The 20800-nt window shown below is 67.0% G+C and carries 17 protein-coding genes; 15 read left to right on the top strand and 2 right to left on the bottom strand.

The features are described 5' to 3' along the window. The first annotated feature begins 23 nt into the window (after positions 1 to 23). The 4 genes from TEF_16955 to TEF_16940 are packed head-to-tail and all read left to right on the top strand — an operon-like array spanning position 24 to position 4377. Positions 24 to 854, top strand: a complete 831-nt coding sequence (locus TEF_16955; GenBank protein ID ANK82292.1) for a rod shape-determining protein MreC — start codon at positions 24 to 26, stop codon at positions 852 to 854. Further along, positions 851 to 1369, top strand: coding sequence for a rod shape-determining protein MreD (locus TEF_16950; GenBank protein ID ANK82291.1), 519 nt, complete (start codon positions 851 to 853; stop codon positions 1367 to 1369). Before TEF_16955 ends, TEF_16950 begins: the two co-directional genes overlap by 4 nt. Next, positions 1366 to 3234, top strand: coding sequence for a penicillin-binding protein 2 (locus TEF_16945; protein ANK82290.1), 1869 nt, complete (start codon positions 1366 to 1368; stop codon positions 3232 to 3234). Before TEF_16950 ends, TEF_16945 begins: the two co-directional genes overlap by 4 nt. A gap of 9 nt (positions 3235 to 3243) precedes the next feature. After that, on the top strand, positions 3244 to 4377 hold the full coding sequence (locus TEF_16940; protein ANK82289.1) for a rod shape-determining protein RodA: 1134 nt from the start codon (positions 3244 to 3246) through the stop codon (positions 4375 to 4377). 9 nt (positions 4378 to 4386) lie between these two features. Here TEF_16940 and TEF_16935 read toward each other — a convergent pair whose 3' ends face one another. After that, complete coding sequence (locus TEF_16935) at positions 4387 to 4944, bottom strand: hypothetical protein (GenBank protein ID ANK82288.1); 558 nt, start codon at positions 4942 to 4944, stop codon at positions 4387 to 4389. Positions 4945 to 4963: 19 nt separating this feature from the next. Here TEF_16935 and TEF_16930 point away from each other — a divergent pair, with 19 nt between their 5' ends. The 11 genes from TEF_16930 to TEF_16880 all read left to right on the top strand — a co-directional run bounded on the left by TEF_16930 (position 4964) and on the right by TEF_16880 (position 19691). Then, positions 4964 to 6358 (top strand): argininosuccinate lyase, encoded by a 1395-nt coding sequence (locus TEF_16930; protein ID ANK82287.1) that lies wholly within the window; start codon positions 4964 to 4966, stop codon positions 6356 to 6358. Between the two features lie 130 nt (positions 6359 to 6488). Next, positions 6489 to 7802, top strand: coding sequence for a diaminopimelate decarboxylase (locus TEF_16925; GenBank protein ANK82286.1), 1314 nt, complete (start codon positions 6489 to 6491; stop codon positions 7800 to 7802). Next, positions 7803 to 10334 carry a TIGR02302 family protein gene (locus TEF_16920; protein ANK82285.1) on the top strand — a complete coding sequence of 844 codons (2532 nt, stop codon included), beginning with the start codon at positions 7803 to 7805 and terminating at the stop codon, positions 10332 to 10334. 143 nt (positions 10335 to 10477) lie between these two features. Further along, positions 10478 to 11599: a spermidine/putrescine ABC transporter ATP-binding protein gene (locus tag TEF_16915; protein ID ANK82284.1), complete on the top strand. Its 1122-nt coding sequence runs from the start codon at positions 10478 to 10480 to the stop codon at positions 11597 to 11599. Positions 11600 to 11645: 46 nt separating this feature from the next. Continuing rightward, entirely contained in the window at positions 11646 to 12746 is a 1101-nt protein-coding gene (locus TEF_16910; GenBank protein ANK82283.1) for a spermidine/putrescine ABC transporter substrate-binding protein, read from the top strand. A gap of 151 nt (positions 12747 to 12897) precedes the next feature. Next, positions 12898 to 14166: an ABC transporter permease gene (locus TEF_16905; protein ANK82282.1), complete on the top strand. Its 1269-nt coding sequence runs from the start codon at positions 12898 to 12900 to the stop codon at positions 14164 to 14166. A 4-nt stretch (positions 14167 to 14170) separates the two neighbouring features. Next, positions 14171 to 15025, top strand: coding sequence for a polyamine ABC transporter permease (locus tag TEF_16900; GenBank protein ANK82281.1), 855 nt, complete (start codon positions 14171 to 14173; stop codon positions 15023 to 15025). A 101-nt stretch (positions 15026 to 15126) separates the two neighbouring features. Continuing rightward, positions 15127 to 16323 (top strand): pimeloyl-CoA dehydrogenase large subunit, encoded by a 1197-nt coding sequence (locus TEF_16895; GenBank protein ID ANK82280.1) that lies wholly within the window; start codon positions 15127 to 15129, stop codon positions 16321 to 16323. Positions 16324 to 16367: 44 nt separating this feature from the next. After that, positions 16368 to 17498: a pimeloyl-CoA dehydrogenase small subunit gene (locus TEF_16890; GenBank protein ANK82279.1), complete on the top strand. Its 1131-nt coding sequence runs from the start codon at positions 16368 to 16370 to the stop codon at positions 17496 to 17498. Between the two features lie 51 nt (positions 17499 to 17549). Beyond that, positions 17550 to 18152 (top strand): hypothetical protein, encoded by a 603-nt coding sequence (locus tag TEF_16885; protein ANK82278.1) that lies wholly within the window; start codon positions 17550 to 17552, stop codon positions 18150 to 18152. 66 nt (positions 18153 to 18218) lie between these two features. Next, positions 18219 to 19691, top strand: a complete 1473-nt coding sequence (locus tag TEF_16880) for an acid--CoA ligase (GenBank protein ID ANK83564.1) — start codon at positions 18219 to 18221, stop codon at positions 19689 to 19691. Between the two features lie 66 nt (positions 19692 to 19757). Here the strand turns inward: TEF_16880 and TEF_16875 are convergent, their stop codons facing one another. Beyond that, positions 19758 to 20753: a nitronate monooxygenase gene (locus TEF_16875; GenBank protein ID ANK82277.1), complete on the bottom strand. Its 996-nt coding sequence runs from the start codon at positions 20751 to 20753 to the stop codon at positions 19758 to 19760. Positions 20754 to 20800 lie beyond the last annotated feature (47 nt).

The raw sequence follows: 20800 nt of genomic DNA, 5'->3' as shown, positions 1-20800 counted from the left end.
CGTCGAAACCGCTGGCGGCACGTATGGCAAGTCCCATGAGCTTGCTGGTGAACCGCTTCTCCCTGGCGGCCCTTGTGGCGGCGTCGGTGATGTTGCTCGCGGCGGGCGGTTCGGGCCTGCCTGCGGTCGAAAGGGCGCGGACGGCGATCCTGGACGTCGCCGCCCCCGTGCTGGACGTGCTTTCCCGCCCGGTTGCCGCGGTCAACGCGGCCTTGGAGGAGGCGGACAGCGTCTTCCGGGTCTACGAAGAGAACGCCCGGCTGCGCGAAGAGAACGCCCGGCTGATGCACTGGCAGGAGGTCGCGCGGCAACTGGAGCGCGACAACGCCCAGTATCGCAGCCTGCTCAGCGTGCGCAGTCACGACGATGTCCGCTACATCACCGCCCGGGTAATCGGTGAAAGCGGCGGGCCGTTCGTTCGTACCCTGGTGCTGGCCGCCGGCGAACGCGACGGCGTCGCCCCCCAGCAGGCCGTCGTCAACGCCCGCGGACTGGTCGGGCGGGTGACGGAGACGGGCCGCAACGCCTCGCGCATCCTGCTGATCACCGACCTCAACAGCCGCGTGCCGGTCCTGGTCGAGGACAGCCGCCGCCGCGCCATCCTTTCGGGCGACAACACCGCCCGGCCGCGTCTGGAATTCATGGAGGCGGAGACCCGGGCGCGCCCCGGCGACCGCATCGTCACCTCCGGCCATGGCGGCGTCTTCCCGCCCGGCCTGCCGGTGGGCGTGGTCGCCCGCGCCGAACAGGGCGACGTGCGTATCCGGCCCTTCGTCGAATGGTCGCGGTTGGAGATGGTCAACGTGCTGCGCTACAGCCCGCCCTCGCTGGATCCGGGGGCCAACGGGCCGTGAGCGACGACCGCATCTGGCATCCGTCCAGGCTGCTGCTGGCGCTGCCGGGTCTGGTGACCGTGCTTCTGATCCTGGTTGGCAGCGTCCCCATCGGCGCACCTCTGGTCGGTCCGGTTCTGCCGGCCTTCGGCATGATCGCCGTCTTCGTCTTCGCGGTGCAGCGGCCCGATCTGATGCCCCACTGGCTGGCCTTCCTGATCGGCCTTGCGCAGGATCTCGTTACCGGCGGTCCGCTGGGTCTCAACGCGCTGCTGCTGATGGTCGTGCAGGCGGTCTGCGCCGGGCAGCGCCGCTTTCTGGTCGGGCGGCCCTTCGCCCTGGCCTGGGCCGGCTTCGCAGTGATCGCCCTGCCGGCCGCTCTCGCCCAGTGGCTGATCGCCTGCATCTACTTCGCCGAGATCGTACCGATCGGCGACGTGATGCTGCAGGCCGGTTCAACCGTGGCGCTGTTTCCCTTCGTCGCTGCGCCGCTGCTCTATGTCGCGCACCGTCTGGGACAGGAGCAGCCGGCGTGAAGCAGCGGGTCGAGAAGGCGCGCTTTCCCGTCTTCACCCGGCGGGCGGCGATCCTGGGCGGGGCCAAGCTCGGCCTGATGGGACTGCTGGCGGGGCGGCTCTATTACCTACAGGTGCTGGAATCCGACCAGTATCGCATGCAGGCCGACGAGAACCGCATGAACCTGCGCCTGCTGGCCCCGCCGCGCGGGCGTATCCTCGACCGCAACGGCCTGCCCGTGGCGACCAACCGGCAGAATTTCCGCGTCGTCATCGTGCCCGAGCAGACCAGCTCGGTGTCCGGAACCCTGGATGCGCTGAACCGCATCGTGTCCGTCAGCGACCATGAACGGGAGCGGGTACTGAAGGAGGCTGCGCGCAAGCGCGGCTTCGTGCCCATCGCGGTGGTCGACAACCTGACATGGGAGGAATTCGCCCGGATCAACGTGCGCAGTCCCGAGTTGCCCGGCATCCAGCTCGATGTCGGCGACACCCGGGACTATCCCTATGGCGCGCACCTGGCCCATGCCGTCGGCTATGTCGCCCCGGTCTCGGAGGCCGACCTGAAGAACGGCGACGGCGACCCGTTGCTGGAACTGCCCGGATTCCGCGTCGGCAAGCGCGGGCTGGAACGCAGCCAGGAATCCCGGCTGCGGGGCGCGGCCGGCAATCAGCGCGTCGAGGTCAACGCCTTCGGCCGTGTGATCCGCGAACTCTCGCGTACCGAGGGCCGGCCCGGCGCCGACGTCCGCATGACACTCGACGTTCGGCTGCAGCGTTTCGCCATGCGCCGGTTCGCGGGCAACAGCGGTTCGGTCGTGGTGATGGATGTCCATTCCGGCGAACTGTTGGTCATGGCCTCCACGCCGACCTTCGATCCCAACGCCTTCAATGTCGGGCTCAGCAACGCGGAATGGCGGCGGCTGACGACCAATCCCCGCAATCCCCTGACCAACAAGGCCGTCGCTGGCCGCTATCCGCCGGGTTCCACCTTCAAGATGGCCGTGGCGCTCGCGGCGCTGGAGGCCGGGGCCATCGACGCGGGGCACCGGGTCTTCTGCAATGGCCGCCACCAGCTCGGCAACCACACCTTCCATTGCTGGAAGCGCTGGGGGCACGGCTGGATGAATCTGACCGAGGCGATCACCCAGAGCTGCGACATCTACTTCTACGACATCGCCCGCAAGGTCGGCATCGAGCGCATCGCCGACATGGCCGAGAAACTCGGCATGGGCCGGAAGCTGCTGCCCGATCTGCCGGGCGAGAGCGCCGGGCTGGTGCCGCGCAAGATGTGGAAGGAGGCGCATTTCGGCGAATCCTGGCAGCTCGGCGAAACGCTTATCGCCGGTATCGGCCAGGGTTATCTGCTGACGACGCCGCTGCAGCTCGCCACCATGACCGCGCGCCTCGCCAACGGCCGCCATGCCGTCACGCCGTCGATCCTGCGCCGGCCGGCGGATGAACTCGCCGCCGAACCGGAGCCGCTCGGCATTTCCGTCGAGGCGCTGGATCTGGTGCGGGAGGGTATGAACCGCGTGGTCAACGGCGAACGGGGTACGGCGCGCGCCTCCAGCATCGACCGGGAGGGCTGGGAGATGGCGGGCAAGACCGGCACCGCCCAGGTGCGCCGCATCACCAAGGCCGAGCGGCTTTCGGGCGTGCTCAAGAACGAGGAACTGGAGTGGCGCAGCCGCGATCACGCGCTGTTCGTCGCCTATGCGCCTGTCCACGCCCCGCGCTACGCCATCGCCGTGGTCGCCGAGCATGGCGGCAGCGGCTCCTCGACGGCGGCGCCGCTCGCCCGCGATATCCTGGAGGAGACTCTTCGCCTGGATCCGTCGAAGCCCGAGGTCGCGGCGCGTGCCCCGGCCTCGGAGGAGGGCTGAGCCGTGGCGATGGCCTATCGCAGGGGCGAAGCGCATATGGGCCTGGGCCGCAAGCTTCTCGGCCTGAACTGGGGCCTGGTCGCACTGCTCGCGCTTACCGCGTGCATCGGCTTCGCCATGCTCTATTCGGCCGCCAACGGCTCGCTCGAACCATGGGCGATCCGGCAGATGATGCGTTTCGGAGTCGGTCTGGCGCTGATGGTGGTCATCGCCCTGATCGACATCCGCTTCTGGATGCGCTGGGCCTATCTGATCTATCTCGGCGCGCTGGTCCTGTTGATCGGCGTCGAGGTCGTCGGCACCACGGGCATGGGCGCGACCCGCTGGATCAGCCTCGGCTTCATCAACCTGCAGCCGTCCGAGCTGATGAAGATCGCGCTCGTGCTGGCGCTCGCGCGCTATTTCCACGGGCTTTCGCTGGAGGAAGCCGGACGGGTACTGTGGCTGGTCCCGCCCTTGCTGCTGATCGCCGTTCCGACGGCCCTGGTGCTGCGCCAGCCCGATCTCGGCACGGCCCTGCTGCTGGCCGCCGGAGGGGCGGTGATCTTCTTCCTCGCCGGCGTACGGATATGGAAGTTCGCGCTCGCCATCGCCGTGGCGGTCGCCGCCCTGCCGATCGCCTGGTCGCAGCTCCATGAGTACCAGAAGGGCCGGGTGATGACCTTCTTCAACCCGGAGCGCGATCCGCTGGGCGCGGGCTATCACATCCTGCAGTCGAAGATCGCGCTGGGATCGGGCGGCGTGGCGGGCAAGGGCTTCCTGCAGGGCACGCAGAGCCACCTGAACTTTCTGCCCGAGATGCGCACCGATTTCATCTTCACCATGCTGGCGGAGGAATTCGGCATGATGGGCGGGCTGGCGCTGCTGGCGATCTACACGCTGATCCTGATCTACGCCTACGTGATCGGCTTCCGCAGCCGCAACCAGTTCGGCCGGCTGGTGGCGATCGGCATCGCCGCGACGTTCTTCCTCTATGTGTTCATCAATGTGGGCATGGTCACCGGCATCCTGCCGGTCGTGGGCGTGCCGCTGCCGCTGATTTCATACGGCGGCACGGCCATGCTGACCCTGCTGATCGGCTTCGGTCTGATCCTGTCGGTGTCGATCCACCGTCAGGTCGAGATTCCCCGCGCCAGCGGCTGACCGATCCGCTCAGGAGCCGCCGGCCAGCGCCGCGCGGATCAGCGCCTGCGCTTCCTCGCTGTCCCACTCCGCCGGACCGACGAGGCGGCCGAGTTCCCGGCCGTCGCGCCCGATCAGGATGGTGACGGGCAGGCCGAAGGCCTGCAGGCGCATGCCGGTCCGCGCCGAGGGATCGATGTAGAAATCCAGGTTCTCCACCCCGATCTCGTCCAGGAAGGCTTTCGCCTTGTCGGCACCGGCCCGGTCCAGCGAGATCGCCACGAGGCTGAATTCGGGATCGTCTATGGCTTCGGCCAGCCGGTCCAGCGAGGGCATCTCGTGCCGGCAGGGCGCGCACCATGTCGCCCAGAGATTGACCAGCACCACCTGCCCCTCGAAGTCAGCCAGGCTCCTCTCGGCGCCATCGGCGTCCTGGAACGCGATCGCGTCCAGCGGCCTGGGCTCCGCGTGCGCGGTGAAGTTCGCCACCTCGCCGGCGGCGAATTTCGCCAGTGGGGGTTCCGCTGCCGCGGCAGTCAGATTAAGGAACGTGACGGCGACGAGCGCCGGCAGCAGACGCAACTTCATTCAGGTCCTCCGGGTATCCATGTCCGACAAAGATGCCAGCAATATCATGTGGGGCGGCCGTTTCGCCGGCGGCCCCGCGAAGGTGATGGAGAAGATCAACGCCTCCATCGATTATGACAAGCGCTTCTATGCCCAGGACATCCGGGGTTCGATTGCGCATGCGACCATGTTGGCCGATCGGGGCGTGCTGACAAGGGAAGACCTGACGGCCATCACCGACGGGCTGAACACGATCCTGCGAGAGATCGGTGAGGGCCGGTTCGAATTCTCCGCCGCGCTGGAGGACATCCACATGAACGTGGAGGCGCGCCTGCGCGAGTTGATCGGCGACGCCGCGGGCCGTCTGCACACCGCGCGCAGCCGCAACGACCAGGTGGCGACCGACTTCAGGCTCTGGCTGCGCGACGCCATCGACCGCCTGGACGGCATGCTGGCCGACTTCCAGCGGGCGCTGCTGGCGCAGGCCGAAGCCCACGCCGAGACCGCGATGCCCGGCTTCACGCACCTGCAGGTGGCGCAGCCGGTGACCTTCGGTCATCACATGATGGCCTATCTGGAGATGGCGGCGCGTGACCGCGATCGCTTCGCCGAAACGCGGCGGCGGCTGAACGAATGCCCGCTCGGCGCGGCGGCCCTGGCCGGCACTTCCTTCCCGATCGACCGGGACGCGACGGCAGTTGCGCTGGGTTTCGACCGGCCGACGGCGAACAGTCTGGATTCGGTCTCCGACCGGGACTTCGCCCTGGACTACCTGCACGCCGCCAGCGTCTGCGCGATGCACCTGTCGCGGCTCGCGGAGGAACTGGTGATCTGGTCCTCGGCACAATTCAGTTTCGTGAAGATGTCCGACGCCTTCTCGACCGGCTCGTCGATCATGCCGCAGAAACGAAATCCCGACGCCGCGGAACTGGTCAGGGCCAAGATCGGCCGAATCACCGGTTCCTATGTCGCGCTGACGACAGTCATGAAGGGCCTGCCGATGACCTATGGCAAGGACATGCAGGAGGACAAGGAGGCGGTCTTCGATGCCGCCGACACGATCGAACTGTCGGTCACGGCCATGACCGGGATGATCGCGGACATGTCGCCGGATGCCGGTGCGATGGGCCGCGCTGCCGCCCAGGGCTTCGCCACGGCCACCGACTTCGCCGACTGGCTTGTGCAGAACCTCGACATGCCGTTCCGCGAGGCCCATCACGCCACCGGCGCGGCGGTGCGCATGGCCGAGGCGAAGGGCTGCGACCTGGGCGATCTCTCACTGGACGAACTCCGCTCGATCGCGCCCGGCGTGAGCGAGGCCGTTTTCGAGGCGCTGACCGTCGAGCGCGCCGTGCACGGGCGCAATTCCTATGGCGGCACCGCGCCGGCGCAGGTCCGCGCCCAGATCGAACGCTGGAAGGAGAAGCTGGCATGAGACCCCTCCTGATCCTGTTGGCCGTTGCCCTCCTGGCGCTCGGCGCCTGCGGCAAGAAGGGCAATCCGAAGACGCCTTCGGAAGCAGCCGCCGCTGCGGCGTCCGCGGACGCCGAGGAGAAGAAGCAGCAATGAACTATTTCGATTACCGCGGCGGCCGGCTCCATGCGGAGGGCGTGCCGCTGGCGACGATCGCAGCCGAGGTCGGCACACCGGCCTATGTCTATTCGGCGGCGACGCTCCGGCGGCACTACAAGGTCTTTGCCGGCGCCCTGGCCAGCGCCGCGCCGGGTGTGAAGCATCTGATCTGCTATTCGCTGAAGGCGAACTCCAACCAGGCCGTGATCCGGGTGCTGGCCGATCTCGGCTCCGGCGCCGATGTCGTCTCCCTGGGCGAACTCCGGCGCGCCCTGGCCGCCGGCATTCCGGGCGGAAAGATCGTCTTCTCCGGCGTCGGCAAGACGGCCCCGGAGATGCGCGCGGCGCTGGAAGCCGGCATCCGGCAGTTCAACGTGGAAAGCGAGCCGGAGCTGGAAGTGCTCGCCGCGGTTGCGGACTCGATGGGCCTGCGCGCGCCGGTCGCCTTCCGCGTCAATCCGGACGTGGACGCGGAAACCCACGCCAAGATCTCCACCGGCAAGAAGGAGAACAAGTTCGGCGTGCCGTTCGACCGCGCCCGGGAGATCTACCGCTGGGCGGCAACGCACCCGTCCATCGAGATCGTCGGCGTGGACGTCCACATCGGCTCCCAACTCACCAACCTGACGCCGTTCGAACGCGCCTTCGCGAAGGTCGCGGATCTGGTCCACGCGCTGCGCGATGACGGCCATGCCATCCGTTCGGTCGATCTGGGCGGCGGTCTGGGCATTCCCTACGAACGCAACGCGCCCTGGCCGCATCCGGACGCATATGCCGGCGTCGTCCAGCGCACGGTCGGCAATCTGGGCTGTGAGCTGATCTTCGAGCCGGGCCGGATGATCGCCGGGAATTCGGGCGTGCTGATGACTTCGGTGATCTACGTCAAACAAGGCCAGGACCGGAAATTCGTCATCCTCGATGCGGCGATGAACGATCTCATCCGCCCGGCGATGTACGATGCCCGCCATGAGGTGATGGCGGAACGCGAGCCGGCGCCGGACAGCGCCTTCGAGAAGGTCGACCTGGTCGGGCCGGTCTGCGAGAGCGGCGACATGTTCGCTCGGGATTGTGAAGTGCCCCCTCTCGCCGCGGGTGATATCGTCTGTTTCGAGACTGCGGGCGCCTATGGCGCGGTGATGTCGTCGACCTACAATACCCGGCCACTGGTCGCCGAGGTGATGGTGGACGGCGATCGTTTCGCCGTCGTCCGTCCGCGCGAGGATCTGGAAAGCCTGATCGCGAGGGATCAGATACCGGAGTGGCTGCGCGGCGGTGCGGCCCGGGGGGGCTCGGCGAAAGGAGCGTGAATGTCGCCAGCAGATAGACCGACGGCCCACGACATCCTCGACGCCGACGCCCGGCGACGCCTTCGCCGCAAGAGACTGCTGACCCGAAGCTCGCTGATCCTCGAACGTCTGACGCCGCTGCTCTGGGCGCCGGTGGCGCTGCTCTGCGTCGGCCTGGCGGCAACCGCCGCGGGTCTCTGGAGCGCGCTTCCCGGCTATCTGCACCTGGCCCTGATCGGCCTTTGGGCTCTGGCCGTGGCCGGGCTCGGCGTCCGATCCCTGATCCTGTTCCATCCGCCTTCGGCGGCCGAGGTCACCCGGCGCCTGGAGGGCGAAGGTGTCAGTCACAGGCCGCTGACGGCTGTCGGCGACCGCATGGCGCTGGGCGGGGGCGATCCGGCCGCGGCGGGGCTGTGGGAAGCCCATCGCCGCCGCATGGCGGAACGGATCGACGCCCTGACCGTGCCGGCGCCGAAGCCGGATACGGCGCGCCGCGATCCCTACGCCCTGCGCTTCGCCGCGGTCCTGTTGCTGGCGCTGGGCCTTGCCGCGGGCGGGCAGCGTTTCGGCGACAACCTGCAGGCCGCGCTGGAGCCGGGCTTCGCGCCGGCCGGCACGGAGCCGGCGGTGATGGAGGCCTGGATCACCCCGCCGGCCTATACCGGCCATCCGCCGATGTTCATTTCGGCGATGGCGGGGGAGGAGACCCGGACGCTGCAGGTGCCGGTCAACAGCCGCCTGCTGGCCCGTTATCACGGGCCCGGCCTGCCGGAGATGCGGCAGGGCGAGACGGTACGCGCCTTCGAGGCCGTGAGCGAACGGGACGCGCAGTTCGAGACGGAACTCACGGCCGGCGGTCCGCTGGGCATCGAGAACGATGGCGAAGTCCTCGGCCGCTGGATGATCGAGATCATTCCGGACGCGCCGCCCGCAGTGGAAATCACCAAGGACATCGAGACGTCGCTCCGCGGCGCGATGCAGGTCAGCTATCACGCAACCGACGACTACGGTCTGACCTCGATCAGCGCCCATATCCGGCGCGCGGATGGTGAGGAGGAGGGACTGGTGCTCGAACTGCCCCTGCCGGGCCGGGGACAGCGCAGTATCGAGGATACGGTCTTTCGCGACCTGACCGCGCACCGGTGGGCCGGCCTGCCGGTCACCTTCCACCTCCGGGCGCAGGACCAGGCGGGGCAGACCGCCGACAGCGGCGTGCTGGAAATGACACTTCCCGCACGGCAGTTCTCCCAGCCGGCGGCGCGCGCGGTCATCGAACAGCGCCGCAAGCTCATCGTCGACGCCGACGCGCATCGCGAGTGGGTGGTGCGCGCAATCAGCGCGCTGCAGATCAATCCGGGCGTCTACGACGATGACCTGGCCGCGCATCTGATGCTCTCGCTGGCGCGGGCGGAACTGGCCGAAAGCGGCGCACCCGGCGTCATCGCCGACAATGAGGAACTGCTCTGGCGCACGGCGCTGCGCATCGAGGAGGGCCAGATTTCCGTGGCGCTGAAGAAGCTTCGCGACATCCAGCAGAAACTGCAGGAAGCGCTGGCCAGCGGCGCCTCCGAGGAGGAGATCCAGCGCCTGATGGACGAACTGCAGCAGGCGATGGACGAATATCTCCAGGCCCTGCAGCAGCAGGCGATGGAACGCATGCAGAGCGGCGAGGAACTGCCGGAGATGCAGGACGGCGAGACCATGGATCAGCGGGACCTCGCCGACATTCTCGACCGGGCGCGGGAGCTGTCGCGGTCGGGCGCGCGCGACCAGGCGCGCGACATGCTCTCCCAGCTTCAGGAGATGCTTGAGAACCTGCAGATGGGCAAACGCCCGCAATCCGCCCAGGGCCAGCAGGAGGGCGCGCAGATGCTGGACGAACTGGGCCGCATGATGCAGCGCCAGCAGGAGCTCATGGACGAGACCTACAGGCGCCAGCAGCGCCGCAACCAGCCGAATTCCCGTCTGCCCACGCAGCGCAACCCCTTCACGCCGCCCGGTCGTCAGGGCCGTCAGGGCCAGCAGGGCGAGCGCGGCGAGCCCCGGCAGGGACAGGGCGGTCAGCCGGGCGACGGGGATCTGGCCCAGCAGCAGGAGGCGCTCCGGCGCCAGCTGGGCGAACTGATGCGGCGGCTGGGCGAGGGCATGGGCCGCATTCCCGACGAGCTGGGTCAGGCCGAGCAGTCGATGCGCGGCGCCGAGGGCTCGCTGGGCCAGGGCGACCGGGACGGGGCGCTGGATCGGCAGAACCGGGCGCTGGATCAGCTGCGCCGGGGCACGGAATCGGTGCTCGAGGAAATGGCCAATCGCGGTGAGAACGAGGGACAGAGCGACCAGGGCGCCGGCCAGGCCGGCATCGACGGCGAGGACACCGACCCCCTCGGCCGGACCCCGGCGGAGAGCTGGGGCGACACCTCCGGCGACATGGTGCCGGAAAAGGGCGCATTACAGCGATCGCGGGAAATACTCGATGAGTTGCGCAAGCGTTCGGGGCAGCGCCATCGCAGCGAAAACGAACTCGATTACCTTGATCGTCTGCTGCGTCAATTCTGATTTTTGACAGGCGGGTTGCGCGCCCGACGCAAAACTGACATCGTAGCGACGCCTTCGGGAGGTTGCGGGTCGAAGCCGAGAGAAAAGCGGCAGGCGCGCAGTAGAGCGACCAACGTCGGCAAGGGACGGTAAGAAAAGACTTCATGAACGATGCGACCGCAACCGTGGCGGCGGGCGATCCTTTCGTCAGCTTCCAGGAAGTCCAGAAAAGTTATGATGGCGAAACGCTAGTCGTCAAAAACTTGAATCTTGACATCGCCAAGGGTGAATTCCTGACGATGCTTGGTCCTTCCGGTTCCGGAAAGACCACCTGCCTGATGATGCTGGCAGGGTTCGAGACCCCCACCCACGGCAAGGTTGTCCTCGACGGCAACCATCTGAACAACGTGCCGCCGCACAAGCGCGACATCGGCATGGTGTTCCAGAATTACGCCCTGTTTCCCCACATGACGGTGGCCGAGAACCTGGCCTTTCCGCTGCGCGTGCGCCGGATGGGCCGCGCCGAGATCGAGGAGCGGGTGCAGCGGGCGCTGGAGATGGTTCAGTTGCCGGAGCTGGGCCATCGCCGTCCGGCGCAGCTCTCCGGCGGCCAGCAGCAGCGCGTCGCCGTGGCCAGGGCGCTGGTCTTCGATCCCAAGCTGGTGCTGATGGACGAACCGCTGGGCGCGCTGGACAAGCAGCTGCGCGAGCAGATGCAATTCGAGATCAAGCACATCCACGACAATCTCGGCATCACCGTGGTCTACGTCACCCACGACCAGTCGGAGGCGCTGACGATGTCCAACCGCATCGCGGTGTTCAACGACGGCGTGATCCAGCAGCTCGCCGAGCCCGATGCGCTCTACGAGCGGCCCGACAACGCCTTCGTGGCGCAGTTCATCGGCGAGAACAACAAGCTCACCGGCCGCGTCGAGAGCGTCGAGGGCGACCAGTGCGTCGTGACGCTGAAGACCGGCGAAAAGGTTCGTGCGCTTTCGATCGGCCATGAGGGCGTGGGCAGCGAGACCATGCTGTCGCTGCGGCCCGAGCGGGTGCGTATGGGCGAAGAGGCCGAGGGCTGCGATTCCCGGGTCGAGGGACGGGTGGAGGAGCTGATCTATCTCGGCGACCACATCCGCACGCGCATGACCGTCTGCGGCCGCGACGACTTCGTCGTCAAGATACCGAATTCAACCGAACGTGCCGGGCTGTCGCCCGGCAGTGAAGTCGCCCTCGGGTGGCGGACACGTGACTGCCGGGCCCTTGACTGGCCCGAGGGTCTGTGACGCCGAACAGGGCGCAAGCAGCGCGAGTAGCAACAAGGAGGCATCCATGAAACGCATCGCACTAACGGCCGCAGCCGCGGCCATGGCGGCGGCGGCCGGCGGCTTCGCCGGCAACGCGTCGGCGGACACCGAGCTGGTGATCGTGAGCTGGGGCGGCGCGTATTCCGCGAGCCAGCAGAACGCCTATCACGATCCCTACATGAAGAATAATTCCGACGTCTCGATCGTGAACGACGATTCCTCGAGCGAGGCCGTGGCCAAGCTCAGGGCGATGAACGAAGCCGGCAACGTCACCTGGGATCTGGTCGACGTGGTCGCCGCGGATGCCATCCGTCTCTGCGACGAGGGCCTGGCCAAGCCGATCGACCATGACAAGGTTCTGGCGCCTGCGCCGGACGGCACGCCCGCCTCGGAAGACTTCGGCGACCTGATCGTCTCGGAATGCTTCATTCCGCAGATCGTCTACTCCACCACCTGGGGCTATCGCCACGACATGCTGGACAAGGATCCGACCAGTGTCTGCGACGTCTTCGACCTGCAGAATTTCCCCGGCAAGCGGTCGATGGAAAAGAACCCCATCAACAACATGGAATGGGCGCTGATCTGCGATGGCGTCGATCCGGCCAACGTCTATGACGTGCTCGGCACCCGGGAAGGCGTCGAGCGGGCGCTCGCCAAGCTGGACACCATCAAGGACAGTGTCGTCTGGTGGACCAAGGGCGCTCAGCCGCCGCAGCTGCTCGCCGACGGCGAGGTCGTGATGGCCTCGGCCTACAACGGCCGGCTGTTCGCCGCCATCGAGGAGCAGAAGCAGCCGATCAAGATGCTCTGGGACTGGCAGGTCTTCGACCTCGACGGCTGGATCGTGCCGACGGGGGGCGACAATGAAGCCGAAGTGATGGAGTACCTGAAGTTCGCCACCGACACCCAGCGTCTGGCGGATCAGGCCAAGTACATCTCCTATGGCCCGGCGCGCAAGTCGTCGGCGCCTCTGGTCGGCGATCACGCGGAACTCGGTATCCCGATGGGTCCGCACATGCCGACCGATCCGGAGAATTCGAAGACCACCCTGCTCTACAACTACGAGTTCTGGGCGGATAACCGCGACGACATCGACGAGCGGTTCCAGGCCTGGCTCCTGGAGTAGTCTCCGACGTCCGACGGAAGCCGGGGCGGGTCCGCCCGCCCCGGCATTCGCCGCTGCAATGGCGGCGCGGACAGACCCATCCCCGGCGGCCGCGACCACGGCCGCCCGGCATGGGCGCCGGAACCCATCGAGGGGCGCTTGAGGGAGCAGGATGAGTTACACCACCGTCAAGGAAGCTGGTCTTGTCACCGCCGATGGCCGCTCGCTGAAGTCGAGCCTGGCGCGGGCCATGTTCCGCAAGAAGGTGATCTCGATCGGCCTCGTGCTGCCGCTCTTCGCCTTCATCTTCTTCACATTCATGCTGCCGATCGGCGACATGCTGCTCCGCTCGGTCGAGAACGACATGGTTGCGGAAATCCTGCCGCGCAGCACCGAGGCGCTGGAGGACTGGGACGAGACCTCGGGCGACCTGCCCGGCGAGGCGGTTTTCGAGGCGATGGTTCTCGACCTCCAGGAAGCCAAGGAAAACCGCACCAACACCAAGGTGGGCCAGCGCCTCAACTACGAGCGCTCAGGCATGTCCAGCCTGTTCCGCGGTTCTGCCCGCAAGGCCCAGCGCATGGAGGAAGGGCCCTACAAGGAAAAGCTCATCGAGGCCGACAAGGACTGGGCGAAGGTCGCGACCTGGCAGACGATCAAGATGTTCTCGGGTCCGTTCACGGCCGGCTATTTCCTCTCGGCGATCGACGCCAAGCCGCAGCCGGACGGCGGCATCGAATTCGTCGAGTCCGAACGCGCCATCTATTCCAAGCTGTTCATCCGCACAGTGCTGCTAAGCACGCTGATCACGGTACTGACGCTGGTTCTAGGCTTTCCCGTCGCCTACCTGATCGCCACCCAGCCGGCGCGCATCGGCAACCTGCTGATCATCTGCGTGCTGCTGCCCTTCTGGACCTCGCTGCTGGTGCGGACGACATCCTGGATCGCGCTGCTGCAGCAGCAGGGCGTGCTCAACGACACCTTCATCTTCCTCGGCCTGATCTCCGATGACGGACGGCTGGCGATGATCCACAACGCCACCGGCACGGTCATCGCCATGACACACATCCTGCTGCCGTTCATGGTGCTGCCGCTCTACAGCGTGATGAAGACGATCCCGCCGAGCTACATGCGGGCGGCGACCTCGCTGGGGGCTCATCCCTGGCCCGCGTTCTGGAAGGTCTACTTCCCGAACACGGTGCCGGGCATCGGCGCGGGCGCCATCCTGGTGTTCATCCTGGCCATCGGCTACTACATCACGCCGGAACTGGTCGGCGGCACCGACGGCACCTTCATCTCCAACCGCATCGCCTACAACATCTCGGTTTCGCTGAACTGGGGACTGGCGGCGGCGCTTGGCGTGATCCTGCTGGGCATCGTGCTCGCCTTCTACATTCTCTACGACAAGATCGTCGGCATCGATAACATGAAGCTGGGCTGATACGATGGCGGCGCTTCCTCCGTACTATTCTCCGATCGAGCGTGTCTGGCACTACGCCTTCCGCGTGATCTGCGCACTGATCCTGTTCTTCCTGATCTTCCCGCTGGTCGTCATCATCCCGCTGTCGTTCAATTCGGTGCCCTATTTCTCCTTCACGCCGGAGATGCTGGCGCTTGATCCGGCCGGCTATTCGACGAAGTGGTACCAGGACTTCCTGACCAATCCCAATTGGCAGGGCGCGGTCTGGAACTCGGTGGTGATCGCCATCTTCGCGACCATCATCTCGACCACGCTCGGGACCCTTGCGGCGCTGGGCCTCTCGCGGCCGACCATGCCCTACCGCACCATCGTCATGTCGATCCTGATCTCGCCGATGATCGTGCCGCTGATCATCTCCGCGGCGGGCATGTTCTTCTTCTACAGTTCCGTCGGCCTGCAGGGCACGCATATCGGCGTCATTCTGGCCCACGCCGCGCTGGGCACGCCCTTCGTGGTCATCACCGTGACGGCGACACTGGTGGGCTTCGACCACAACCTGACCCGGGCGTCCTACAGCCTCGGCGCCTCGCCGGCGCGGACCTTCTTCAAGGTGATCGTGCCGCTGATCACGCCCGGCGTGATCTCGGGCGCGCTGTTCGCCTTCATCACCTCGTTCGACGAGGTCGTGGTGGTGCTGTTCGTCGGCTCCTTCGACCAGCGCACGATCCCCTGGCAGATGTTCTCCGGCATCCGCGAGCAGATCAGCCCGACGATCCTCGCCGTGGCGACCCTGCTGACCCTCGTCTCGGCGATGCTGCTGTTCACGCTGGAACTGCTGCGCCGCCGGACGGAGAGGCTGCGGGGCATCCGGGAAACCTGATCCGGGGTCTTGACGCGGGGGCATTGTGGACAGCGCTCCGGCCCTCGCGCTAGAGTTCCGCGCGCGCCGGGGGAGATGGCGCGCCGGGAGGACCACGAAGCATGGATCTGGCGTTCTCGCCCGCAGAATTGGCGTTCCGCGAGGAAGTGCGCGCCTTTCTGGCCGAGCACTTGCCGGACGATCTGCGCGAGAAGGTCCGCAACCGCCGCGAGCTGAAGCGCGACGACTATCTGCGCTGGCACCGCATCCTGCACCGGAAGGGCTGGGTCGCCGGCTGGTGGCCGAAGGAACATGGCGGCTGCGGCTGGACGCCCGCCGAGCGCCACATCTTCGACGAGGAATGTCACAACGCCGACGCCCCGCCGCTCCTGCCATTCGGGCTGCAGATGGTGGGACCGGTGATCTATACCTTCGGCAGCCAGGCGCAGAAGGACTATTTCCTGCCGAAGCTGCTGTCGGGCGAGCACTGGTGGTGCCAGGGCTATTCCGAGCCGGGTTCCGGTTCCGACCTCGCCAGCCTGAAGACGTCAGCCGTCCGCGACGGCGACGACTACATCGTCAACGGCCAGAAGATCTGGACCTCGCTGGCGCACTACGCGGACTGGATCTTCTGCCTGGTCCGTACTGCCTCCGACGGCAAGCAGCAGGAGGGGATCACCTTCCTGCTGATCGACATGAAGACGCCGGGCGTCACCGTCCGGCCGATCCACCTCATGGACCGGGGCCATCACGTCAACGAGGTGTTTTTCGAGGATGTGCGCGTGCCGGTGGAGAACCGCATCGGCGAGGAGAACAAGGGCTGGACCTACGCCAAGTTCCTGCTGGGCAACGAGCGCGCCGGCATTGCCGAGGTCGCCTGGAACAAGAAGCTGCTCCGGCGGCTGAAGGAGATCGCCTTCTCCGAGCAGGCTGACGGCCGCCCCCTGATCGAGGACGATGTCTTCAGCCGCAAGGTCGCCGAGACCGAGGTCAAGCTGACCTCGCTGGAATACTGCAACCTGCGCGTCCTGGCCGACATGCAGGAGGGCTCGCCCCCCGGCGGCGAGGCCTCCATGCTGAAATTGCTCGGTTCGGAGGTCACCCAGTCGATTACCGAGTTGACGGTCGAGGCGCTGGGATACTATGCCGCTCCCTACGACATGCCGGACGAGACCCCGGGCAGCAACCGGACCCCGGTCGGACCGGACCATGCCGAGGGCGTGCTGGGACAGCATCTCTTCATGCGGGCGATCACCATCGCCGGCGGTTCGAGTGAAATTCAGAAGAACATCATCGCCAAGATGGTGTTGGGACTTTAGAGCCGGCGACGGGGTCCGGCGAACGCGGGAGGAACAAAGGGCAGATGGATTTCAACCTTTCCGAGGACCAGCAGCTTCTCAAGGACAGCGTCGACCGTTTCATCCAGAACGAGTACGACTTCGAGAAGCGGCGCAAGATCGCCAACTCCGACGAGGGCTTCAGCCGCGACAACTGGAAGACCTTCGCGGAGCTCGGCTGGCTGGCGGTGGGCCTTCCCGAGGAGCATGGCGGCTTCGGCGGCGCCGTGGAGACCATGGTGATCATGGAAGGCATCGGCCGCGGCCTGCTCACCGAGCCCTATCTGCCGACCGTGGTGCTCGGCGGCGGCCTGATCGCCGAGGCCGGTAACGAAACGCAGAAGACCGAGATCCTGGGCGCCATCGCCGACGGGTCCTGCATGGTCGCCTTCGCCTATGCCGAGCCGACCAGCCGTTTCAACCTTGCCGACGTCGCCACCAAGGCCGAGAAGTCCGGCGGCGGCTGGAAGCTCTCGGGCCACAAGTCGGTGGTCTACGGCGCGCCGGCGGCGGACAAGATCATCGTTTCCGCTCGCACCTCGGGCGGCCAGCGCGACCGTGACGGGGTCTCCCTGTTCATCGTCGACAACAACGCCAATGGCCTGAGCCGCCGCGACTACCCGACCGCGGACGGCCTGCGCGCGTCCGAGGTGATGCTGGAAGGCGTCGAGGTCGGCGCCGACGCCCTGCTGGGCGAGGAAGGCAAGGCCATGCCTGTCATCGAGAAGGTCGTCGACCGCGCCATCGCAGCGCTCTGCGCCGAGGCGGTCGGCTGCATGGAAGTGCTCAAGGACGAGACCAACGAGTACCTCAAGACCCGCAAGCAGTTCGGCGTGCCGATCGGCAAGTTCCAGGTGCTGCAGCACCGCATGGTGGACTGCTTCATCGAACTGGAGCAGTCGCGTTCCATGGCCTACATGGTGACGCTGAAGCTGGACGAGGACGAGGCCGAGCGGCGCAAGGCCGCGACCGCCGCCAAGGCGCAGATCGGCAAGGGCGGGGTCTTCGTCGGCGCCGAGTCGGTGCAGATGCACGGCGGCATGGGCATGACCGACGAGCTGAAGATCAGCCACTACTACAAGCGGCTGATGCAGATCGACACCATGTTCGGCAACCGCGACTACCAGCTGAAGCAGTTCGCGGCCCTCACCCAATGAGGGCCTTCGGGCCGGCGCTCTGACCGCTATCCATTCCGCCGCGCCCGCGTTATGAAGTGGCGGGCGCTGGTCGGGGGCGATATGAAATTCGAGCTTGCAGAGGGCAACGCGCTGTTTCTCGCAGCCTGGATCGGCTGGCGGAAGGCCGGTGCGCCGCCCCGCCGCCGCGATGTGCGGCTGGAGGACATCGTCGAACTGCTGCCGGGCATCATCCTGCTCGAAGCCCGGGCGCCGGATGTCTTCCACTTCCGGCTCGCGGGTACGGGTGTCGATGAGTATTCGGGCATGCACATGACCGGTGTGAACGCACTCGACCTGACCGCGCCCGAGAACCGCGCCACACGCGCCCGGCGGCTGTGGAGCCTGGCGAGCACACCCTGCGGCGGTTATTTCCGTTTCCTTCACCGCTATCCGGAAACCCGCGCCGAGGCGCCGATGGAAGGCATCATCCTGCCGGTTCTGGCGGACGCCGACGACGCGCCGGTCCAGCTCATGAGCGTTTTCTCGTCGTCCCGGTCACGGGCGGAATCGGAACCGCCGAGCAACGACATGCGCAACGCGCTGCCGGACGAGTTCTATTTCGTCGACCTCGGTTTCGGTGCGCCCGAGGGCGAGGAGCCGGTGATCGGCCTGGACAGCCTGCGCACGGTCTAGCCTTGGGCGCGCGCGCGGTTATCCTCTGAACGGCTTCGGAATCAGCATGTCTCGGGGGAGGGGATGATGGCGGAAATCTCGTTCGCGCAAAATCTGGCGGCGCTGGCGGCGGAGATGCCGGACCGGCCCTTCGTCACCCACAACGGCCGTACCTGGACAGCGGCCGAGTTCCACCGCTGGACCAACCGCCTGGCCCGTGTCTACCGCGACATGGGCGTCGAGCGGAACGCCATGGTCACCATCGCCCTCCCCAACGGGGCGGAGTTCTTCGCCGCCGCCTGGGCGGCGTGGAAGGCCGGCGGGATCCCGCAGCCCGTCTCGGCCCGCCTGCCGAAAGCCGAACGGGACGCCATCATCGAGGTCGCCGGCAGCCGGCTCGTCGTCGGGTCCGACGAGCCCTCGCCCAATGGCTGCCCCGTGCTGCCGAAGGGCTACATGCCGCCCGAGGAGACCGACGACAGCGACCTTGACGACGTCGTCGCCGACAGCTGGAAGGCGCCGACGTCGGGCGGCTCGACGGGCCGGCCCAAGCTGATCGTCTCGGCCAGCGCGCCGCTCTACGATTTCGAGGCCTCGACGCTGGCCGGCTCGGACAATTCCTGGCTCCTGCAGGAGAACTACCGCAACCACCTCGTGGTCGGGCCGCTCTACCATAACGGTCCCTTCATCTTCGCCATCCAGGCGATGCTGAAGCGCAACCACATCATCGTCGCCGACCGCTTCGACGCCGAGGAGACGCTTCGCCTGATCCAGGACTACGGCATCGACTGGATGATGATGGTGCCGACCATGATGCACCGCATCTGGCGTCTGCCCGACGACGTGCGCAACGCCTATGACCTCTCCAGCCTGCGGGTTCTCCTGCATCTCGCCGCGCCGTGCCCGCCGTGGCTGAAGGAGGAATGGATCAACTGGCTGGGCGCCGACCGCATCTACGAGCTGATGGGCGGCACCGAGGGCACCGGCGTCACGTGGATCACGGGCGATGAGTGGATGACCCACAAGGGCTCGGTCGGCAAGCTGCTCCCCGGTTCCACCATGAAGATCGTGCGCGAGGACGGGACCGAGGCCGAACCGGGCGAGGTCGGCGAGGTCTTCTTCCTGCCCGATGGCGGGCAGGGCTCGACCTACACCTATCTCGGTGCGGAATCCAAGGCGATGGAAGGCGGCTGGGAAAGCCTGGGCGATCTCGGCTATGTCGACAGGGAAGGCTATCTCTACCTGACCGACCGCATCGCCGACATGATCCTGGCCGGCGGCGCCAACATCTACCCGGCCGAGGTGGAGGCCGCGATCGACCTCTTCCCCGGCGTCCGCTCCTCGGTCGTCATCGGCCTGCCGGACGACGATCTCGGCAACCGGGTGCACGCCATCGTCGACGCGCCTGGCGGCGTCGACGAGGAGGAACTCAGGACTTTTCTGGGCGAGCGGCTGGTCCGTTACAAGATCCCGCGCAGCTTCGAATTCACCACCGACGCCCCGCTCCGCGACGACGCCGGCAAGGTCCGCCGCAAGGAACTCCGCGCCGCCCGGTTGTGATCGGAAACCTCGCTGCCTGAGCCGTCCCCGGCAACGGCGACGCCTGCCGCGGAACGCGGGTGCGGCCTACGCCGCCACGGCCGGGGCGCCGCCCAGCATGCCTTCCAGGCGCTGGCGGATGATCGTCTCGGCGTCGGCCATGATGCGGTCGATCAGCTCCTTGCAGGTCGGGATGTCGTGGATCAGGCCGGCGACCATGCCGCATGACCAGACGCCGACGTCCATGTTGCCGTCGAGCATGATCTTCGGATAGACGCCCGCGACCTCCTGCAGGATGTCCTGGAACTGGAGATCGGCGCCCTTTTCGCGCTCGGTGGCGAGCACCTTCTCGGCGGCGGCGTTGTTCAGCACCCGCTCGGTGTTGCGCAGCGGGCGCATGACCAGCCGCGTGTCGAGCTCGGAGGCCGCGACGATGGCCTTCTTGACGTTCTCATGGACCGGCGCCTCCTTCGTGGCGATGAAGCGCGTGCCCATGTTCATGCCTTCCGCGCCCATCGCCAGCGCGGCGACCAGGCTGCGCGCATCGGCCATGCCGCCCGAGGCGACGAAGGGGATCTTCAGCTCTTCGGCGGCGCGCGGCAGCAGGATCATGTTGGGCACGTCGTCCTCGCCCGGATGGCCGCCGCATTCGAAGCCGTCGACGGACACCGCATCGCAGCCGATGGCCTCGGCCTTCAGCGAATGCCGCACCGAGGTGCACTTGTGGATGATCCTGCAGCCCGCTTCCTTCAGCTTCGGCAGGTGCGCTTCCGGGTTGCGGCCTGCCGTCTCCACGATGCGCACGCCACCGTCGATGATGGCGTCGATATAGCCGGGATAGTCCGGCGCGGTGACCGTCGGCAGGAAGGTCAGGTTCACGCCGAAGGGCTTGTCGGTCAGCGCCCGGCACCTGGCGATTTCCCGGGCCAGATCCTCGGGGGTCTTCTGGGTCAGGCCGGTGATGATCCCGAGCCCGCCGGCGTTGGAGACCGCCGCGGCCAGTTCGGCGAAGCCGACATAGTGCATGCCGCCCTGGATGATCGGATGCTCGATGTCGAACAGTTCGGTGATGCGCGTCTTCATGTGCCTTGTTTCCCCTCGGATTGGTGCGTGCGCGAGAAACTATGCCG

This window comes from Rhizobiales bacterium NRL2 (genome assembly GCA_001664005.1).
Taxonomy (GTDB): domain Bacteria; phylum Pseudomonadota; class Alphaproteobacteria; order Minwuiales; family Minwuiaceae; genus Minwuia.
Note: the sequence above shows the minus strand (reverse complement) of the source record. Positions and strands in the feature narration are given on the sequence as shown.

Bases quoted from the DNA above. Each gene is read 5' to 3' on its own strand.
- TEF_16955 (ANK82292.1), top strand. From the start codon at position 24: ATGGCAAGTCCCATGAGCTTGCTGGTGAACCGCTTCTCCCTGGCGGCC.
- TEF_16940 (ANK82289.1), top strand. From the start codon at position 3,244: ATGGCCTATCGCAGGGGCGAAGCGCATATGGGCCTGGGCCGCAAGCTT.
- TEF_16935 (ANK82288.1), bottom strand. From the start codon at position 4,944: ATGAAGTTGCGTCTGCTGCCGGCGCTCGTCGCCGTCACGTTCCTTAAT.
- TEF_16930 (ANK82287.1), top strand. From the start codon at position 4,964: ATGTCCGACAAAGATGCCAGCAATATCATGTGGGGCGGCCGTTTCGCC.
- TEF_16925 (ANK82286.1), top strand. From the start codon at position 6,489: ATGAACTATTTCGATTACCGCGGCGGCCGGCTCCATGCGGAGGGCGTG.
- TEF_16920 (ANK82285.1), top strand. From the start codon at position 7,803: ATGTCGCCAGCAGATAGACCGACGGCCCACGACATCCTCGACGCCGAC.
- TEF_16915 (ANK82284.1), top strand. From the start codon at position 10,478: ATGAACGATGCGACCGCAACCGTGGCGGCGGGCGATCCTTTCGTCAGC.
- TEF_16910 (ANK82283.1), top strand. From the start codon at position 11,646: ATGAAACGCATCGCACTAACGGCCGCAGCCGCGGCCATGGCGGCGGCG.
- TEF_16905 (ANK82282.1), top strand. From the start codon at position 12,898: ATGAGTTACACCACCGTCAAGGAAGCTGGTCTTGTCACCGCCGATGGC.
- TEF_16900 (ANK82281.1), top strand. From the start codon at position 14,171: ATGGCGGCGCTTCCTCCGTACTATTCTCCGATCGAGCGTGTCTGGCAC.
- TEF_16895 (ANK82280.1), top strand. From the start codon at position 15,127: ATGGATCTGGCGTTCTCGCCCGCAGAATTGGCGTTCCGCGAGGAAGTG.
- TEF_16890 (ANK82279.1), top strand. From the start codon at position 16,368: ATGGATTTCAACCTTTCCGAGGACCAGCAGCTTCTCAAGGACAGCGTC.
- TEF_16885 (ANK82278.1), top strand. From the start codon at position 17,550: ATGAAGTGGCGGGCGCTGGTCGGGGGCGATATGAAATTCGAGCTTGCA.
- TEF_16880 (ANK83564.1), top strand. From the start codon at position 18,219: ATGGCGGAAATCTCGTTCGCGCAAAATCTGGCGGCGCTGGCGGCGGAG.
- TEF_16875 (ANK82277.1), bottom strand. From the start codon at position 20,753: ATGAAGACGCGCATCACCGAACTGTTCGACATCGAGCATCCGATCATC.